Source organism: Caballeronia zhejiangensis (genome assembly GCF_022879815.1).
Classification (GTDB): Bacteria; Pseudomonadota; Gammaproteobacteria; order Burkholderiales; family Burkholderiaceae; genus Caballeronia; species Caballeronia zhejiangensis.
On sequence record NZ_CP084283.1, the window covers coordinates 2,005,009 to 2,021,083 of the forward strand.

General features: G+C 63.7%; 17 protein-coding genes and 3 tRNA genes. 6 read left to right on the forward strand and 14 right to left on the reverse strand.

Features of this window, described 5'->3' with window-relative positions:
- Window positions 1–99 precede the first annotated feature (99 nt).
- Together LDZ23_RS09595 and LDZ23_RS09600 are read left to right on the forward strand one after the other, a co-directional pair.
- On the forward strand, window positions 100–714 hold the full coding sequence (locus LDZ23_RS09595; RefSeq protein WP_051078882.1) for an SCO family protein: 615 nt from the start codon (window positions 100–102) through the stop codon (window positions 712–714).
- A 2-nt stretch (window positions 715–716) separates the two neighbouring features.
- Window positions 717–1,583, forward strand: coding sequence for a cytochrome c oxidase assembly protein (locus LDZ23_RS09600; protein WP_008342067.1), 867 nt, complete (start codon window positions 717–719; stop codon window positions 1,581–1,583).
- Here the strand turns inward: LDZ23_RS09600 and LDZ23_RS09605 are convergent.
- From LDZ23_RS09605 to uvrC, 6 genes are all read right to left on the reverse strand, one after another.
- Window positions 1,578–2,072: a GNAT family N-acetyltransferase gene (locus LDZ23_RS09605; protein WP_008342069.1), complete on the reverse strand. Its 495-nt coding sequence runs from the start codon at window positions 2,070–2,072 to the stop codon at window positions 1,578–1,580. The genes LDZ23_RS09600 and LDZ23_RS09605 overlap by 6 nt on opposite strands.
- A gap of 114 nt (window positions 2,073–2,186) precedes the next feature.
- Window positions 2,187–2,260, reverse strand: a tRNA-Cys gene (locus tag LDZ23_RS09610).
- A gap of 77 nt (window positions 2,261–2,337) precedes the next feature.
- Window positions 2,338–2,413, reverse strand: a tRNA-Gly gene (locus LDZ23_RS09615).
- An 87-nt stretch (window positions 2,414–2,500) separates the two neighbouring features.
- A tRNA-Gly gene (locus LDZ23_RS09620) sits at window positions 2,501–2,576 on the reverse strand.
- A gap of 167 nt (window positions 2,577–2,743) precedes the next feature.
- Window positions 2,744–3,340 (reverse strand): CDP-diacylglycerol--glycerol-3-phosphate 3-phosphatidyltransferase, encoded by a 597-nt coding sequence (gene pgsA, locus LDZ23_RS09625; RefSeq protein ID WP_008342071.1) that lies wholly within the window; start codon window positions 3,338–3,340, stop codon window positions 2,744–2,746.
- A 109-nt stretch (window positions 3,341–3,449) separates the two neighbouring features.
- Window positions 3,450–5,486: an excinuclease ABC subunit UvrC gene (gene uvrC / locus LDZ23_RS09630; RefSeq protein WP_008342073.1), complete on the reverse strand. Its 2,037-nt coding sequence runs from the start codon at window positions 5,484–5,486 to the stop codon at window positions 3,450–3,452.
- 101 nt (window positions 5,487–5,587) lie between these two features.
- Here uvrC and earP point away from each other — a divergent pair, with 101 nt between their 5' ends.
- On the forward strand, window positions 5,588–6,745 hold the full coding sequence (gene earP / locus LDZ23_RS09635; protein ID WP_008342075.1) for an elongation factor P maturation arginine rhamnosyltransferase EarP: 1,158 nt from the start codon (window positions 5,588–5,590) through the stop codon (window positions 6,743–6,745).
- A 59-nt stretch (window positions 6,746–6,804) separates the two neighbouring features.
- Here the strand turns inward: earP and LDZ23_RS09640 are convergent, their stop codons facing one another.
- Complete coding sequence (locus tag LDZ23_RS09640; protein ID WP_160297413.1) at window positions 6,805–6,978, reverse strand: hypothetical protein; 174 nt, start codon at window positions 6,976–6,978, stop codon at window positions 6,805–6,807.
- A 34-nt stretch (window positions 6,979–7,012) separates the two neighbouring features.
- Between LDZ23_RS09640 and efp the strand changes: the two genes are divergently transcribed.
- The 3 genes from efp (at window position 7,013) to LDZ23_RS09655 (ending at window position 9,743) form a co-directional block, all read left to right on the forward strand.
- On the forward strand, window positions 7,013–7,570 hold the full coding sequence (efp, locus tag LDZ23_RS09645) for an elongation factor P (RefSeq protein WP_008342076.1): 558 nt from the start codon (window positions 7,013–7,015) through the stop codon (window positions 7,568–7,570).
- A 264-nt stretch (window positions 7,571–7,834) separates the two neighbouring features.
- Window positions 7,835–8,185, forward strand: coding sequence for a BON domain-containing protein (locus LDZ23_RS09650; protein ID WP_008342078.1), 351 nt, complete (start codon window positions 7,835–7,837; stop codon window positions 8,183–8,185).
- Between the two features lie 160 nt (window positions 8,186–8,345).
- Complete coding sequence (locus tag LDZ23_RS09655; RefSeq protein ID WP_008342079.1) at window positions 8,346–9,743, forward strand: sigma-54-dependent transcriptional regulator; 1,398 nt, start codon at window positions 8,346–8,348, stop codon at window positions 9,741–9,743.
- 47 nt (window positions 9,744–9,790) lie between these two features.
- Here the strand turns inward: LDZ23_RS09655 and nagZ are convergent, their stop codons facing one another.
- From nagZ to lepB, 7 genes are all read right to left on the reverse strand, one after another.
- The gene (gene nagZ / locus LDZ23_RS09660) at window positions 9,791–10,819 is read right to left on the reverse strand and encodes a beta-N-acetylhexosaminidase (protein ID WP_008342081.1); all 1,029 of its coding nucleotides are present in this window, start codon (window positions 10,817–10,819) and stop codon (window positions 9,791–9,793) included.
- A 37-nt stretch (window positions 10,820–10,856) separates the two neighbouring features.
- Entirely contained in the window at window positions 10,857–11,273 is a 417-nt protein-coding gene (acpS, locus tag LDZ23_RS09665; RefSeq protein ID WP_008342082.1) for a holo-ACP synthase, read from the reverse strand.
- A gap of 11 nt (window positions 11,274–11,284) precedes the next feature.
- Window positions 11,285–12,058 carry a pyridoxine 5'-phosphate synthase gene (gene pdxJ, locus LDZ23_RS09670; RefSeq protein WP_008342084.1) on the reverse strand — a complete coding sequence of 258 codons (774 nt, stop codon included), beginning with the start codon at window positions 12,056–12,058 and terminating at the stop codon, window positions 11,285–11,287.
- On the reverse strand, window positions 12,055–12,936 hold the full coding sequence (gene recO / locus LDZ23_RS09675; RefSeq protein WP_008342086.1) for a DNA repair protein RecO: 882 nt from the start codon (window positions 12,934–12,936) through the stop codon (window positions 12,055–12,057). Before recO ends, pdxJ begins: the two co-directional genes overlap by 4 nt.
- A gap of 3 nt (window positions 12,937–12,939) precedes the next feature.
- Complete coding sequence (gene era / locus LDZ23_RS09680; protein WP_008342088.1) at window positions 12,940–13,839, reverse strand: GTPase Era; 900 nt, start codon at window positions 13,837–13,839, stop codon at window positions 12,940–12,942.
- 60 nt (window positions 13,840–13,899) lie between these two features.
- The gene (rnc, locus tag LDZ23_RS09685) at window positions 13,900–15,012 is read right to left on the reverse strand and encodes a ribonuclease III (protein WP_033537089.1); all 1,113 of its coding nucleotides are present in this window, start codon (window positions 15,010–15,012) and stop codon (window positions 13,900–13,902) included.
- Between the two features lie 163 nt (window positions 15,013–15,175).
- Window positions 15,176–16,069, reverse strand: coding sequence for a signal peptidase I (gene lepB / locus LDZ23_RS09690; protein ID WP_008342091.1), 894 nt, complete (start codon window positions 16,067–16,069; stop codon window positions 15,176–15,178).
- Between the last annotated feature and the right edge of the window lie 6 nt (window positions 16,070–16,075).

Here is a 16,075-nt window from a genome sequence, read left to right on the forward strand (position 1 = left end):
CAAAAATAGTCCGATAGCGACATGATGCGCTGGAGACGCGTGAAAGGCGTGTATTTTGCGACGAAGTTCAAATCGAATCATCCTGCAACGCCATTCCCGATGCACGCTTCGTTCCTCGAATTTCCCGCGTGGCGCCTCGTCGCCCTTCTCTCGCTGTGCGCCCTCGCCGCCTGTTCGAAGCCCGCCGAGCCGTGGCATCTGACGGATGTATCGGGCCATCTGCCGGATCTCGACTTCTCGCTCATCGACGATGGCGGCGCGAGCGTCACCGGACGATCCTTCGCCGGGAAGACGACGCTCGTCTACTTCGGCTACACGCATTGCCCCGATGTCTGCCCGGAAACGATGGCGCGCTTGATGCAAGTGCTGCAACGCGTTGGGCCGGATGCGGACGAGACGCGCATCGTCTTCGTTTCGGTCGACCCGGCGCGCGACACGCCCGCGCTTTTGCGCTCCTACGTGCGCGCCTTCGACGACAAACACGCGGTCGGCCTGACCGGCACGGATCGCGCGATCGAGAAAGTCGCGCAGCGTTATCGCGTCGCGTATCAGATGGAAAAGCGCGATCCGGACGGCGCGTATGAAGTCACGCACAGTTCGGCCGTCTATATCTTCGATGCCGCCGGTCACGCGCGCCTGCTCGCGACCGATCACGATTCGATCGACGCCATCGCGGCCGATCTGAAGCGCGTGATCCACGCAAAGGACGCCTGACGATGAGCACGCTGCTTTACTGGCTCGATCCGTGGGAGCCGTCGCCGACGGTCGTGATCGCGGTGCTCGTCGCGGGGATTCTGTTCGCGCGCGGGGCGCGGCATGCGCGCGTGTCGGTGTCGCGGCGCATCGCGTTCTGGTTCGGCCTCGTTGCGCTTTACGTGGCGCTGCACACGCGGCTCGATTACTTCTTCGAGCACGAATTCTTCATGCATCGATTGCAGCATCTCGTGCTGCATCATCTCGGTCCGTTTCTGATCGCGCTGTCGTATCCGGGCGCGGCGCTGCGTGCGGGCATTCCGTTCGGATGGCGGCAGCGCTGGTTGCGTCCGGCCGCGCAAACGCGCATTGCGCGCGTCTTTTGCGATGTCGTGTTCAATCCCGTGATCGCCGTCGCGCTGTTCGTCGGGCTGATCTATTTCTGGCTGCTGTCGCCGATCCACTTCAAGGCGATGCTCGATTACCGGCTCTATCGCGTAATGAACTGGAGCATGGTGATCGACGGCCTGTTGTTCTGGTGGTTCATTCTCGACCCGCGGCCAGCGCCGCCCGCGCGCCTCGCGCCCGGCAGACGGATTCTCGTCGTGATCGCCGCGATTCCGCCGCAGATCATTCTCGGCGCGTACATCTTCTTCACGCCGCACGAGCTGTATCCGATCTATTCGATTTGCGGCCGCGCGTTCACCTGGATCACGCCGATGCGCGATCAGCAGGTCGGCGGCCTGTTGCTGTGGATTCCCGGATCGATGATGAGCGTGATCGGCGCGCTGATTGCGCTGCGTCACTGGCTGCGGCTGTCGGCGCGCTCGCGGCTCATCAAGGAACGCAGCGTCGCGATCGCGGCGCCCGTCAACGTCAGCGCGTCATGAAGGAAAACCGGGACGGCGCATCCAGACGTGCGGAATGCCGTCTTCGTCATGCACACCCGACGACGGCACGAAGCCGAACGCGCCGTAGAAGCGCTGCAAGTGCGCCTGTGCGTGAAGGCTGACCGGCTGATCGGGCCATTGCTTCAGGATCTGCTCGAGCGCGCGTTCGAGCATCGCATTGCCAAGCTTCAGGCCGCGAAACTTCGCGGTCGTCAGCACGCGGCCGATGCGCACGTCCTTCTCGCCCTCGTCCGGATGACCCGGCAACAGCACGCGCAGATAACCCGCGAGCGCCGGGCGCTTCTCGCCTTCGCCATATGCGAGAAGATGCCACGCGTCGACATCGAGGCCGTCGATATCGCCATACACGCAATTCTGCTCGACGACGAACACGGCGCTACGGGCCGCGAGCATGTCGTAGACCTCGGTCGTCGACAGATCGTCGAAGCGCTTCCAGCGCCATTCGAGTTGGGAGAGTGAGTCGGTCATTGGAGTAGGTGTGGCAGAAACGTTGCAATTATGCCGTGCCGCCACGGGACGCAGAATCGGTGGCTACCGGCGTTCCGAAAAAGAAAAAGCCCTGACGGATCAGGGCTTTTCAAGTGGAGGCGCGGACCGGAGTCGAACCGGTCTAAACGGCTTTGCAGGCCGCTGCATAACCGCTTTGCTACCGCGCCACAAGCGGTTCTGGTGCCACCGGCAATTGACCGGCTGAGCCACCAAACAAAAAGGGAAGCTTGGCTTCCCCTTTGACTGGAGCGGGAGACGAGTCTCGAACTCGCGACCTCAACCTTGGCAAGGTTGCGCTCTACCAACTGAGCTACTCCCGCAATATCCTGCGATACAACTACTGCCGGTACTGCTGCCGCGTTGCGCTTTGCCAATTCAGCGCCGACGACCTCAGAACCTTCAAAATCTGGAGCGGGAGACGAGTCTCGAACTCGCGACCTCAACCTTGGCAAGGTTGCGCTCTACCAACTGAGCTACTCCCGCGTGTTACTGCTTTCTTTTACTGCTTTCTTTTGCTCTTGCTTCGCTTGCTGCGTCGCGTCGTGCATCAGAGAAACGAGATTATGTAGAAGCCAAAGAAGGCTGTCAACTGTTTTGTGAGAGGATTTTTTCGCTTCGACGCAATTTTTGCAATGAGCGCGTTTTCCGCCTCAAAGCATGCCGCCGCGCTCGCGAATCTGCGGCCACGCGAGCTTCATGTAGTAGAGCATCGACCAGACGGTGAGGAACGCGGCGACGTAGATGAGCCACAGGCCCCACACGCGCGTGTCGATGATCCATTGCGTGCCGGCGATCTTCAGCGGCCCGTAGAACAGCAGCATCGGGATCGCGACCATCTGGCACACGGTCTTGAACTTGCCGAGCTGATTCACCGCGACGCTCTTCGATGCGCCGATCTGCGCCATCCATTCGCGCAGCGCGGAAATCGTGATTTCCCGTCCAACGATGATGAGCGCGATCACCGCATTGAGCCGCGACAGTTGCACGAGCACGAGCAGCGCGGCGGTGACCATCAGCTTGTCGGCAACGGGATCGAGGAACGCGCCGAACGACGACGTCTGATTGAGCTTGCGCGCGAGAAAGCCGTCGAACCAATCGGTGAGTGCGGCGAGCACGAAGATGACCATGCCGAGCAGGTTGCGATGCTCCGGGCTCATCATCATGTCCGGCAGATAGAACACGCCCACGACGAGCGGAATCAGCACGATTCGCAGCCACGTCAGGAAGATCGGTAGATTGAACGGCATGGGCGAAAGCGGTTGAGGGACATGTAAGGAAGCCGCCATTGTGCCGCGTCGATCCGGCGCTCACAAGGCGGCGCACCGCTGTGGCGCGCCGCGCGGCCGGCTTTGCGGCTCAATGCAACTGACGATAAATCTGCTGCGCGAGCGCGAGCGAAATGCCTTCGACGCTCGCCAGGTCCTCGACGCTCGCCGCCTGCACGCCGCGCAATCCGCCAAAACGCGACAGGAGCCGCTGACGCCGTTTCGCGCCGACGCCTTCCAGTTCCTCCAGCCGCGAAGTCTGGCGCGCCTTTGCCCGCTTCGCGCGCATCCCGGTGATGGCGAAGCGGTGCGCCTCGTCGCGGATCTGCGCGACGAGCATCAGCGCCGCGCTTTCCTTGCCGAGTTCGAGCGCGGCGCGGCCGTCGGCGAACACGAGCGTCTCCAGGCCGACCTTGCGCCCTTCTCCTTTCGCTACGCCTACCAGCATGCCGTGATCCAGACCGAGCTCGGAGAACACCTGCCGCGCGATTTCCACCTGGCCCTTGCCGCCGTCGATCAGCACGATGTTCGGCAGCGTGCCGCCCGCCGCGACCGGTTCGGCGCCATCGGGCGTGACGTTGGGATCGGCGGCATCGTCGGGTTGCAGGGTCGCGGCTTCATCGTTGGCGTTCGCGGCGGCCTGCGCGACCATCTTCTCGTATCGGCGCGTGAGCACCTGCCGCATCGCGGCGTAATCGTCGCCCGGCGTGATGCCGGTGATGTTGTAGCGCCGGTATTCGCCCGACTGCATCTTGTGATGGTGATACACGACGCACGATGCCTGCGTCGCCTCGCCCATCGTATGGCTGATGTCGAAGCACTCGATGCGCAGTTGCGCGAGATCGTCCATCTCCATGGACAGCGTGTCCGCGAGCGCGCGCGTGCGCGCCTGCTGCGAACCCTGTTCCGACAATAGGCGCGCGAGCGCGAGCTTGGCGTTGTTCTCGGCCATCGAGAGCCACGCGCGCTTTTGCCCTTGCGGCTGACGCAGCAGCGTGACCTTGTGCCCCGCCTGCTCGATCAGCAGATCGACGAGCTCGCGACTCGACGGCGCATGACTCACGACGAGCACCGGCGGCACGCGATTGCCGATGTAATGCTGCGCCATGAAGGCTTCCAGCACTTCGGATTCCAGCGAGCTTTCGCGTGGCTCTTCGGACTCGGTTTCGGTTTCCGTTTCGGTGGGCGCATCTACCGTTTCGTTGGCATCCGCAAGCTCGTCTTCGTCGCCGAGCGCCATCGCGCTTTCGACGTGCGCCGGGAAATACGCCTTGTCGCCCAGATGCCGGCCGCCGCGCACCATCGCGAGATTCACGCACACCTTGCCCCCGAGCGCGACGACCGCGAGGATATCGACATCGCTCTCGCCACCGACTTCGATCGCCTGCTGATGCAGCACGGTCGACAGCGAGCTCATCTGATTGCGCACCGCCGCGGCCTGTTCGAACTTGAGATCCGCGGCGAACGCGTGCATCTTCTGCTCGAGCTCCTTCATCACCTCGCCCTGACGCCCGAGCAAAAAGCGCGACGCATTCGACACGTCGCGCGCGTAATCCTCTTCGTTGATCAAGCCGGTGCACGGCGCGGTGCAGCGCCCGATCTGATGCAGCAAACACGGCCGCGTGCGGTTGTTGAACACCGAGTCCTCGCAGGTGCGCAACTGGAAGACGCGCTGCAGGATCTGGATGCTCTCGCGCACCGCCCACGCGCTCGGAAACGGGCCGAAATACTGGTTCTTCTTGTCGACCGCGCCGCGGTAATACGCCATGCGCGGAAACTTGTGGCCGGTGAGCTTGAGAAACGGATACGACTTGTCGTCGCGAAAAAGGATGTTGTAGCGCGGCGCGAGTGCCTTGATCAGATTGTTTTCGAGCAGCAGCGCTTCGGCTTCCGAGCGCGTGACGGTCGTCTCGATCTTGCGGATGCGCGTGACCATCATCGCGATGCGCGGCGAATGCAGCGTCTTCGTGAAGTAGCTCGACACGCGTTTCTTCAGATTGCGCGCCTTGCCGACGTAGAGCACGTTGCCGTCGCCGTCGTAGTAGCGGTACACGCCGGGCAGATGCGGCAATTGCGCGAGCGTCGTTTTCGGGTCGAAATCCGGTTGGAGGGCGTCGGTGTCAGTCATGCAGCAAGGGGACGAAAGGCATCGGCACGACGGTGAGCCGTGCCTGGAGCGTTATCTTAGAATCGCCAGTTTAGAACATTAAACTGCGCGCCTTCGTCCTCATGACTACGCTTGCCGCCAATCAGGAACTCGCCTGCGACATCTTCTGCGCGGTCGTCGACAATTTCGGCGACATCGGCGTGTGCTGGCGTCTCGCGCGGCAGTTGCACGCGGAGCACGGCTGGCGCGTGCGTCTTTTCGTCGACGATCTGACGGTCTTTCACGCGCTCTGCCCCGACGTCGATGCGACGCTGCCGCGCCAGGAGGCGATGGGCATCGCGATCGAGCACTGGCGCGAGCCTGCGCATGCGGGCGACACGCTTGCCATCGCCGATGTCGTGATCGAGGCGTTCGCGTGCGAATTGCCGCATGCGTACATCGCCGCGATGGCACGCCGCGATCCGAAGCCGGTCTGGATCAATCTCGAATATCTGAGCGGCGAGGATTGGGTCGCCGATTTCCACATGCGCCCGTCGCCGCATCCGCGCTATCCGCTCGACAAGAGCTTCTTCTTTCCCGGGCTCGGCAAGGGCACGGGCGGCGTGCTGAAGGAACGCGATCTCGACGCGCGCCACGAGCGCTTCGATGCGAACGCGTGGTGGCGCGAGCGCGTCGGGATCGAGCGGCCGGGCGGCGAACATACGGTCGTGTCGCTGTTCGCATATGAGAATCCGGCTGTCGACGCGCTCCTCGCGCAATGGCGCGACGGCGATGTGCCCGTCGTGCTGCTCGTTCCCGAAGGCCGCATCTCGGGCGCGGTCGCACGCTTTTTCGACGTGCCGAACTTCATCGCCGGCACGACGGCGCGCGCCGGCGCGCTGGAGGCGCGCGCGCTCGGCTTCGTCGAGCAAACGCGTTTCGACGAACTGCTCTGGGCCGCCGACATCAACTTCGTGCGCGGCGAGGATTCCTTCGTGCGCGCGCAATGGGCGATGAAGCCCTTCGTCTGGCACATCTACCCGCAAGCCGACGACGCCCATCTGCCCAAGCTCGACGCCGCGCTCGCGCATTACACGCGCACGCTCGATCCGTCCGCGCGCGAGGCGGCCGCACGCTTCTGGCACGCGTGGAATGGCGTGGGCGTTCCCGACTGGGCGGACTTTTGGGCGCATCGGCGAGAATGGGAGCGCCGCGCCGTGAAGTGGGCGAAGGAACTCGCGGGCATCGGCGATCTGGCCGGCAATCTCGCCGCGCATGTGGCCTCGCGAATCAGCAGATGAAACTCGCACTGACGCGTTTCCGGAGCGCCAATCGACTGGCCAAACAAGCAAAAACTCAGTTAAAATAAGCGGTTATCCGAGGAAGCAAGGCGCAGTTCGTCCAGTTTTGCGCCGCGAAGATCAAGCCATTTGCTCAAGCCGTTCGCGGCCGATCCCTCGTTAGCCCGAACACTCGCACGGCGGCGGCATAAAACCGAGGCACCGCCGCCGTCGGATCGATTCATTTCAGGCATTCAAGCCAAATCCATTCGTACAGGACCCAGTTTTATGAAGACCGCACAAGAACTCCGCGTCGGCAACGTCGTCATGATCGGCAACGATGCCATGGTCGTGCAGCGCGCCGAGTACAACAAGTCGGGCCGCAACGCCGCGGTCGTGAAGATGAAGTTCAAGAACCTGCTGACGGCAGCGGGCATGGAAACCGTCTACAAGGCTGACGACAAGTTCGACGTCGTCGTGCTTGATCGCAAGGAAGTGACGTACTCGTACTTCGCCGATCCGATGTACGTCTTCATGGACGCCGACTACAACCAGTTCGAAGTCGAAGCCGAAATGATGGGCGACGCGCTCAACTACCTCGAAGACGGCATGGCGTGCGAAGTCGTGTTCTACAACGAAAAGGCCATCTCGGTCGAACTGCCGACCACGCTGGTTCGGGAGATCGTCTACACGGAACCGGCCGTCAAGGGCGATACGTCGTCGGGCAAGGTGCTGAAGACCGCCAAGCTCAACACCGGCTTCGAACTGCAAGTGCCGCTCTTCTGCAACATCGGCGACAAGATCGAAATCGACACCCGCACGAATGAATATCGCAGCCGCGCGTAAGCCTTACGCCGCTGTGTCGTAAGCCGAACGGCCGGTGCAGCGCACCGCCCGATCGGTTCAAAAAAGCGCCCCATCGCGGGCGCTTTTTCTTTTGCATGAATTTTTTGACAATTTCAGGCAAACTTTACCGGTCGCGCCCCGACACGCTCCACCGCCGATTCCCCCAGCCGCCCGCGCTGGCCCCGCGTGCGCGACGTACATCGGAAAAATTAACTGCCTGGCACGGTTTCTGCTCGGTCACCAGATCAAGATTTCCAAGCCGATATGCAAAGCACGCCTTTCATCCGGAGCAGGTTTCTGATCGTCGCGGCGCTCGCATTGCCCGCCTTTGCTCTCATCGCCGGCTGCAAGTCGAGTCCGGCGACATCGGCGAATGCGAACACCGGCGGCGAAATCGCAACCGACGACGCTGCGCTCGCCGCTCGCGTGAAAGCCGCGCTCGCCGCCGATCCGCAGTTGAAGCCATTGCCGGTGAGCGTCGCGACGTATCGCGGCGTCGTGCAGTTGTCGGGATACGCAGATTCGGAGGTGCAGATTCAGAAAGCGCTGGCCGTGGCGCGCAGTGTCCCGGGCGTGCAGTCGGTCAGCAACGAACTGCATCTCAGACCGCAATGACGCGCTTGCAGCACAACGATGCCGAACGAGTAACGCAGGACAAAAAACCGCAGCGGGGTACGCGCCGAACGCCGGAAAGCGGCGCGGTATTCCGCCCACGACACGCCCGATCCCATGCGGAAACGGCGCATTACAGTCCACTTTGATACGTTGGTCCGCCATGCCACACGCACTGATTGTCGAAGACGATCCCAATAGCCTCTCCGGCCTGTCCGCGATCCTCACGGCAGACGGCTTTTCCGTCGATACCGCGACGACGCTCGCCGAGGCGCGCTCCGCGCTGACCCGCTTCATCCCCGATGTCGTGCTGATCGACCTGAATCTGCCGGACGGCAGCGGTCTCGACTTGTTGCCGAGCCTGCCCTCGCAACCGCCCGATGGCGCGCTGCCGGTCATCGTGATGACAGGGAATGCGACGGTGGAAAGCGCGATCGAAGGCTTGCGACACGGCATCTGGGACTATCTGCTGAAGCCCGTGAACATCCCGCGCTTGCGCAGCTTGCTTGCGCGCATTCCGCGGCCGTACGAGCTCACCGAGGAAGTCCAGTCGCTGCGAACGACGCTGCGCGATCTCGGCCATTTCGGCGACATGATCGGCCGCAGCGCAGCGATGCAGCACGTCTACGATCTGATCGAGCACACCGCGCCGACCGAAGCCGCTGTGCTGATCTGCGGCGATCCGGGCACGGGCAAGAAGATCGCGGCGCGCACGATCCATCAATTGAGCCGCCGTCGCAAAGGCCCGTTCGTCACGTTCGATTGTTCCGCGAGCCGCCAGGCGCCCGACGGCACGCAGCGCTCGATGGAAAGCATTCTCTTCGGCCATGAGCGCAACGCCTTCGCGGGCGCCGAGAACCGCGAGCCGGGTCTGCTCGAACAGGCGGGCGGCGGCACGCTGTTCCTCGACCAGATCGATCTGCTGCCCGCCGCGCAACAGGAAGCGCTCCTGCGCGCGCTCGATTCGCAGACGTTCATGCGCGTCGGCGGCAGCAATCGAATCATGACGGACTTCCGCCTGATCGCCGCGTCCCGCACGCCGATGCGCGAAGCCGTCGCGAGCGGCGCGATGCGCGAGGATCTGTTTCAGCGTCTGTCGGCGTCGTCGATCATGCTGCCGCCGCTCGCCGATCGCGACGACGACATCGCGCTGATCGCCGAAACGCTCGTCGACGAATTGAACCGCGAGAATCACATCGCCGGGATCACGAGCGGCTCGCCGAAGCGTATCAGCCCGGCGTTTATCCGCGAGTGCATCGCGACCGAATGGCCCGGCAATGTGCGCGAGCTGCGTGAGCGCGTGCGGCGCGCGTATCACGCGTCGGGCGAGACGATCGAGACATTGCGCGTCGATGAGCCGGGCGGCCTCGGCGGTCGCGGTCTCAACGGCAGCAGCGTGCAGGTGACGGTCGGCACCGCGCTCGCGGACGTCGAGGACATGCTGATTCGCGCGACGCTCGAAGCGGTCGGTGGCACGCGTCACCGCGCGGCGACGCTGCTCGGCATCAGCCCGAAGACGCTCTACAACAAGCTGCAGCGGATGAAGCTGGAGTCGTCCTGATTTCACCTGCCACAAAAAAACGCCACGAGATCCGTGGCGTTTTTCGTTTACCCGAGCATCTCTTTGACGAGCGCGCGCGCCGCCTGATATTCGGCCTGCGCCTGCAGCTTGCTCCAGCGCAGCGCCTTGCCGCGCGGACGCATCTGCTTGAGACGCTGCGCCGACGCCTTCGGCGGCGTATAGCGCAACTGCTCCAGCACCTTGCCCGCCTCTTCCGGCTGATTGCAGATCAGCGCCATGTCGCAGCCCGCCGTGAGCGCGGCCGTCGCGGCCTCGGTGAGCGTGCCGCCCGCGCGCGCGGCTTCCATCGACAGATCGTCGCTGAAGATCGCCCCGTTGAAGCCGAGCCTGCCGCGCAGGATGTCCTGCAGCCAGATGCGCGAGAATCCCGCCGGTTTGTCGTCGACCTTCGTGTAAATCACATGCGCCGGAATCACCGACGCCAGCGACATGCCGAGCCAGTCGTACGGGCGCACATCGGCGGCGAGAATCTCGTCGAGCGTGCGATCGTCGGTCGGCAGCGCGACGTGCGAATCGGCTTCGGCGAAACCATGACCCGGAAAATGCTTGCCGCAGTTCGCCATGCCCGCGAGCGCGAGGCCGTGATTCAGGCTCTTCGCGAGCATTGTCACGACGCGCGGATCGGCGTGAAAGGCGCGATCGCCGACCACTTTCGACTGTCCGTAGTTCAGATCGAGCACGGGCGTGAAGCTCATGTCGATGCCGCACGCGCGCAACTCCGACGCGAGCACGTAGCCGAACGCGGTCGCCGCCTTCGTCGCGGCGAGCACGTCCTTGTCCCACAGCTCGCCGAGCTTGCCCGGCGCGGGCAGCACGGTGAAGCCGTCGGTGCGAAAACGCTGCACGCGGCCACCTTCGTGATCGACGGCGATCAGGATGTCATCGCGCACCGCGCGGATCGCATCGGTCAGCGCGACGAGTTGCGCGCGGTCGGTAAAATGCCGCGCGAAGAGAATGATGCCGCCCGTCATCGGATGCGTGATGCGTTCGATATCCGCGTCGGAGAGCGTCGTGCCGGCGACGTCGAACATGACGGGGCCGGGAGTGCGTTTCATCGGATTCAATTGGCTTTTAGTCTTGGTTGGATTGAATTCAGGATTGGCCGGGCGCGCTGTCGGCCACTTCCGCGATCACGAACGACACCGCGTAATCGCGCTCGTCGCTGACCGTGATTTTCGCCGTGATGCCGCGTTGCTCGAGCCATTGCGCGAGTTCGCCGGAGGCCGCGATCATCGGCTTGCCGCTCGGCTCGTTGAGCGTCTGCAGCGCGCGCCACGTCATCGGCCAGCGCATGCCGAGGCCGATCGCCTTCGAGAACGCTTCCTTGGCCGAAAAGCGCGTCGCGAGAAACGCGAGACCGCGCACTTCCGAACGCGCGTTGCGCGCGTGGTAGACGCGCAGTTCGTCGGGGCCGAGCACCTTTTCGGCGAAGCGGCCCTTGGTGCGTCTCATGACCGCCGCGACGCGGCTCACCTGCACGACGTCCGTGCCAATTCCGTAGATCGTCATGATGTGCCCGCTCAGCGCGCGTTGGCCGACGCGAGACGCGACGCGACCATGATCGCCTTCATCTCGCGCACGGCGTTGTCCCAGCCCGCGAAGATCGAATGCGCGACGATCGCATGTCCGATGTTCAGCTCGACGATGCCCGGCAGCGCCGCGATCGCCTGCACGTTGGTGTAGTGCAGGCCGTGGCCCGCGTTCACCTTCAGCCCGAGCGCGTTGCCGACATCGACGCTCGCCGCGACGCGCTCGAATTCGCGTTGCTGTTCGGCTTCGTCGTGCGCTTCGGCATATCGGCCCGTGTGCAGTTCGATGACGGGCGCGCCCGCCTCTTTCGCGGCGCGAATCTGCGTCTCGTCAGGATCGATGAAAAGCGACACGCGCGCGCCCGCGTCGGCGAGTTGCCTGCACGTGGCCTTGACCTCTTCGAAGCGGCCGGCGACATCGAGGCCGCCTTCAGTCGTCACTTCCTGACGCTTTTCCGGCACGAGACAGACGTCGTGCGGCTTGATCTCGCACGCGATGTCGAGCATCTCGCGCGTCACCGCGCATTCGAGATTCATGCGCGTTTTGAGAAGCGGACGCAGCGTGCGCACATCGGCATCGACGATATGACGGCGATCCTCGCGCAGATGCAGCGTGATGGCGTCCGCGCCCGCTTCCTCGGCGGCGAGCGCCGCGCGGATCGGATCGGGATACGACGTGCCGCGCGCGTTGCGCAACGTGGCGACGTGATCGATGTTCACGCCCAGATCGATCACATTCGCAGGCGATGTGAGGAAGAAGCTCATAGTTTTTGCAGGTCGATCAATATCTGACGGGTGGCGAGCGGCGTGCCGCCCAGGTAGTGATTCAGCAGAAAGCGCATCAGCGTCTTGCTCTGCGCGGCGGTCTGCGGATTCGTGTAGTCGTCGCGCTCCATGTCGATGAGCGTTTGCCCCGAAATCATCGGCCATTGCGCCGGAAGATCGTCCGACGCTTCGCGCACGCCGCGGTCTGGATCGAAGACATAGCGGGCGTCGGCGGCGACCGGCTGGCGTGTCACCGTGCGCACGAGATTCATCGCGTAGCCGGTTTCGCGCAGCAGCACGCATTCGAATGAACGCAACACCTGAGCGGCGGGTTCGTCGTGCGCGAGGCGCGAGAGCGTCAGCACGTAATGGTTGAAGAGCGCCGGATGCGCGTCCTCGCGGGCGCAGAACTTCACCAGCAATTCATTGACGTAGAAGCCGCACAGCAACGCGTCGCCGGCGAGCGGCAACATGCCGCCGACCCATTCGGCGGTCGTCAGCGTGCGGACTTCGCCCTTGCCGGTCCACGAAAGTCCCAGCGGCTGAAACGTCTGCAATACGCCGCGCAGCGCGGAATGCGGACGCTTCGCGCCCTTCGCGACGAGCGCGACGCGCCCGTGATCGCGCGAGAACACGTCGATGATCAGACTCGTCTCGCGATACGGATAACTGTGCAGCACGAATCCCGGCTGCTCGGCGACGCGAAAATCCGAACGCGGCTTTCTCGGCGCAGACCCGGCATCGGATGTCGATGACGGCGCCGCGCGCCGCCGCTTTGGCACGGCGCGCGCGGCCGGGCGCTCTTCCGCGTCGAAATCGTCGTCGGGACGATCATCGGCGGGCGGAATCATCCGGGCGTCGTTCGGGCCGTCGTCCATGCATCACTCGTAGCCGTACGCGCGCAGGCCCGCTTCGTTGTCCGCCCAGCCGCTCTTCACCTTGACGAAGGTTTCGAGATACACGGGACCGTCGAAGAGCTTCTCCATGTCCAGACGCGCCTCGGTGCTGATCTGCTTCAGCTTCGCGCCCTTCTGGCCGATGATCATCGCCTTGTGCATGTCGCGATCGACGAGAATCGTCGCGAACACGCGGCGCAGACGCCCTTCGGTCTCGAACTTGTCGATGAGCACTGTGCTCGTGTACGGCAGTTCGTCGCCGGTCCAGCGGAACACCTTCTCGCGCAGGATTTCGGCGGCGAGGAAGCGTTCGCTGCGATCGGTCAGATCGTCCTCGCCGTAGATCGGCTCGCCTTCCGGCAGATACGGCTTCACGACCGACAAGAGGCGCTTGATGTCGTCGACGTTTTTCGCCGACAGCGGCACGATCTCGCGGAAGTCCCGCAAGGCCGACATCTGCTGCATGAAGGGAAAGAGCGAACTCTTGTCGCCGACGCGATCCAGCTTGTTTGCGATCAGCAAAGTCGGCGTGCCGGTCGGGATCAAATCGAGCACCTTCTGGTCGTCCGGACCGAAGCGGCCCGCTTCGATCACGAAGAGAATCGCATCGACGGACGTGAGCGTCGACGTCACCGCGCGGTTCAGCGAGCGATTCAGCGCGCCGCTGTGACGTGTCTGGAAACCGGGCGTGTCGACGAAAATGTACTGCGCGTCGTCGAACGTGTTGATGCCGGTGATGCGGTGGCGCGTCGTCTGCGCCTTGCGCGAGGTGATGCTCACCTTCTGGCCGACGAGCGCGTTCATCAGCGTCGACTTGCCGACGTTGGGACGGCCGACGATCGCGACCATGCCGCAGCGGAAACCGGAAGAAGTAGGAGCGTTCATAGATGTGTGCGGCAAGAAGTCGTTGGGGCGCGGGGGCGCGATGTGCGCTCGATGCGCGCGTCAGTGACCGGCGTCGGCGGCGCGCACGACGCGGCCCGCGGGCGCATCCGCGGCGGCGCTGTTGCGCGTGCCGGCGTCGTCGTCGCGTTCGTCGGACGGCGCGGGCTTGTCCGCATTCGCGCTGCGTTCGGACGTTTGCGTCGCATCGCTTTTCGCCGCTTTCTCCGGCCGGTGAATGACGGCGCGTTCGGGCTTGTCGGCGGCTGCGTAAGCGCCCGCCGACGGCTCGACGTGCGTCGCGCGAATCACGGCGAGCGGCGCGGTGGCCGGGCGTTCCTGCGGCGCCTGCTGCGTGCCGTGCGGTGCATGTTGACGCTCGCGACGATCGGGCGACCGCAGATCGAGCGCCGCCTGAATGCCGGTGACGCCGGGCACCACTTCGGGCTCGACCTGTTTCGCCGCGCGCGCGCCCTTGCGCTTCGGCTTCATGCCGAGCGTCGGTGCAGCGGCCATCACTTCGTCGAGCGCCTTCTTCGCGGCAGCCTGCTCGGCGGCGCGGCGGCTCGCGCCGGAACCGGACACTTTCACGTCGAGTTTCGGCACCGTGCATTCGACTTCGAACTGCTGATTGTGCGCGGCGCCGTGCGTTGCGATAACGGTGTAAGTCGGCAACGCGATCTTGTGGCCCTGGAGATATTCCTGCAGAAGCGTCTTCGCATCCTTGCCGATGGTGCGCGGATCGATGTGATCGAGCACCGGCGTGTACAGCCGCTTGATGACGGTGAAAGCGGCGTCGAAACCGCCGTCGAGGAAGATGGCGCCGAAGATCGCTTCGAGCGTGTCGGCGAGAATCGACGGACGGCGAAAGCCGCCGCTGCGCAATTCGCCTTCGCCGAGCCGCAAGCCTTCGGACACGTTCAACGCCTGCGCGATTTCGTAAAGCGACTGCTGTTTGACCAGATTCGCGCGCACGCGCGACAGGTCGCCTTCGTCGAGTTTGCTGAATCGTTGGAACAAAAGCGCGGCCACCACGCAATTTAGAACGGAATCGCCGAGAAATTCGAGCCGTTCATTGTGCGTGGCGCTGTGACTGCGGTGGGTCATCGCCTGGCGCAGCAATTCCGCATTGCGAAATTCGTACCGCAGCCGGCTTTCCAACGGAGAAGATGGCATGGAGAGAGTATAACGCGGGCGCGCGGGCGGACGATTCCGCCGGACCGCGCCGGAAAACGCGTGGCGAGACGGTGTTAGCCGCGCTTCTTCACGCCGTTTCGAAGCTTGTTTTAAGAATGAGCAACGCCGGCTGTCTCAGGAGACGAGCCGGCGTGATGTGTGTTCACTGGAAAGCGCCGATGCGCTTGAGATTGCTGAAGTTCATCCAGATGAAGAAGGCGCGCCCGACGATGTTCTTGTCCGGCACGAAGCCCCAGTAGCGGCTGTCCGCGCTGTTGTCGCGGTTGTCGCCCATCATGAAGTAGTTGCCCGGCGGGACTTTGCACGTCACGCCCTGAGCGTTGTAATTGCAGTTGTCGCGGAACGGGAAATCGTCCGCGCCGACGATGAACGGCGGCACTTGCGGATTGTTCAGGATCGCGTTCTTGCGGCCGTCGAGATCTTCCTCGAACTGCTTCGCGTAACCGATGCGCTCGTCGTCGAAATAATCGGGCAGCGGCGTCTCCGGCACCGGCTTGCCGTTGATCGTGAGCTTCTTGTCTTCGTACGCGACGGTATCGCCCGGCAGGCCGATCACGCGCTTGATGTAGTCGACCGATTCGTCCTTCGGATACCGGAACACGACGACATCGCCGCGCTTGAGCGGGCTGCCGTTGGTCATCTTCGTGTTCGTGATCGGCATGCGCAGGCCGTATTCGTACTTGTTCACGAGGATGAAGTCGCCGACGAGCAGCGTCGGCACCATCGAGCCGGACGGAATCTTGAACGGCTCGATGATGAACGAGCGCACGACGAATACCGCGAGAATCACCGGGAAGAAGCTCGCCGTGTATTCGAGCCACCACGGCTGGCGCAGCTTGTCGTCGTGCAGGCGGGCGCGCGTCTGCGGGGCGTTTTCATCGGCGAAACGCTCGCCGACGCGCTCCTGTTGGCGATCGAACTCGGCCACCGCGGCATCGGCGGCGCGGCGCCGTTGCGGCAGAAACACCAGCTTGTCGAGCACCCAGGCAATACCCGTCAATACGACGAGGATCAAAAGAATCAATGCGAAATTCATCAATCG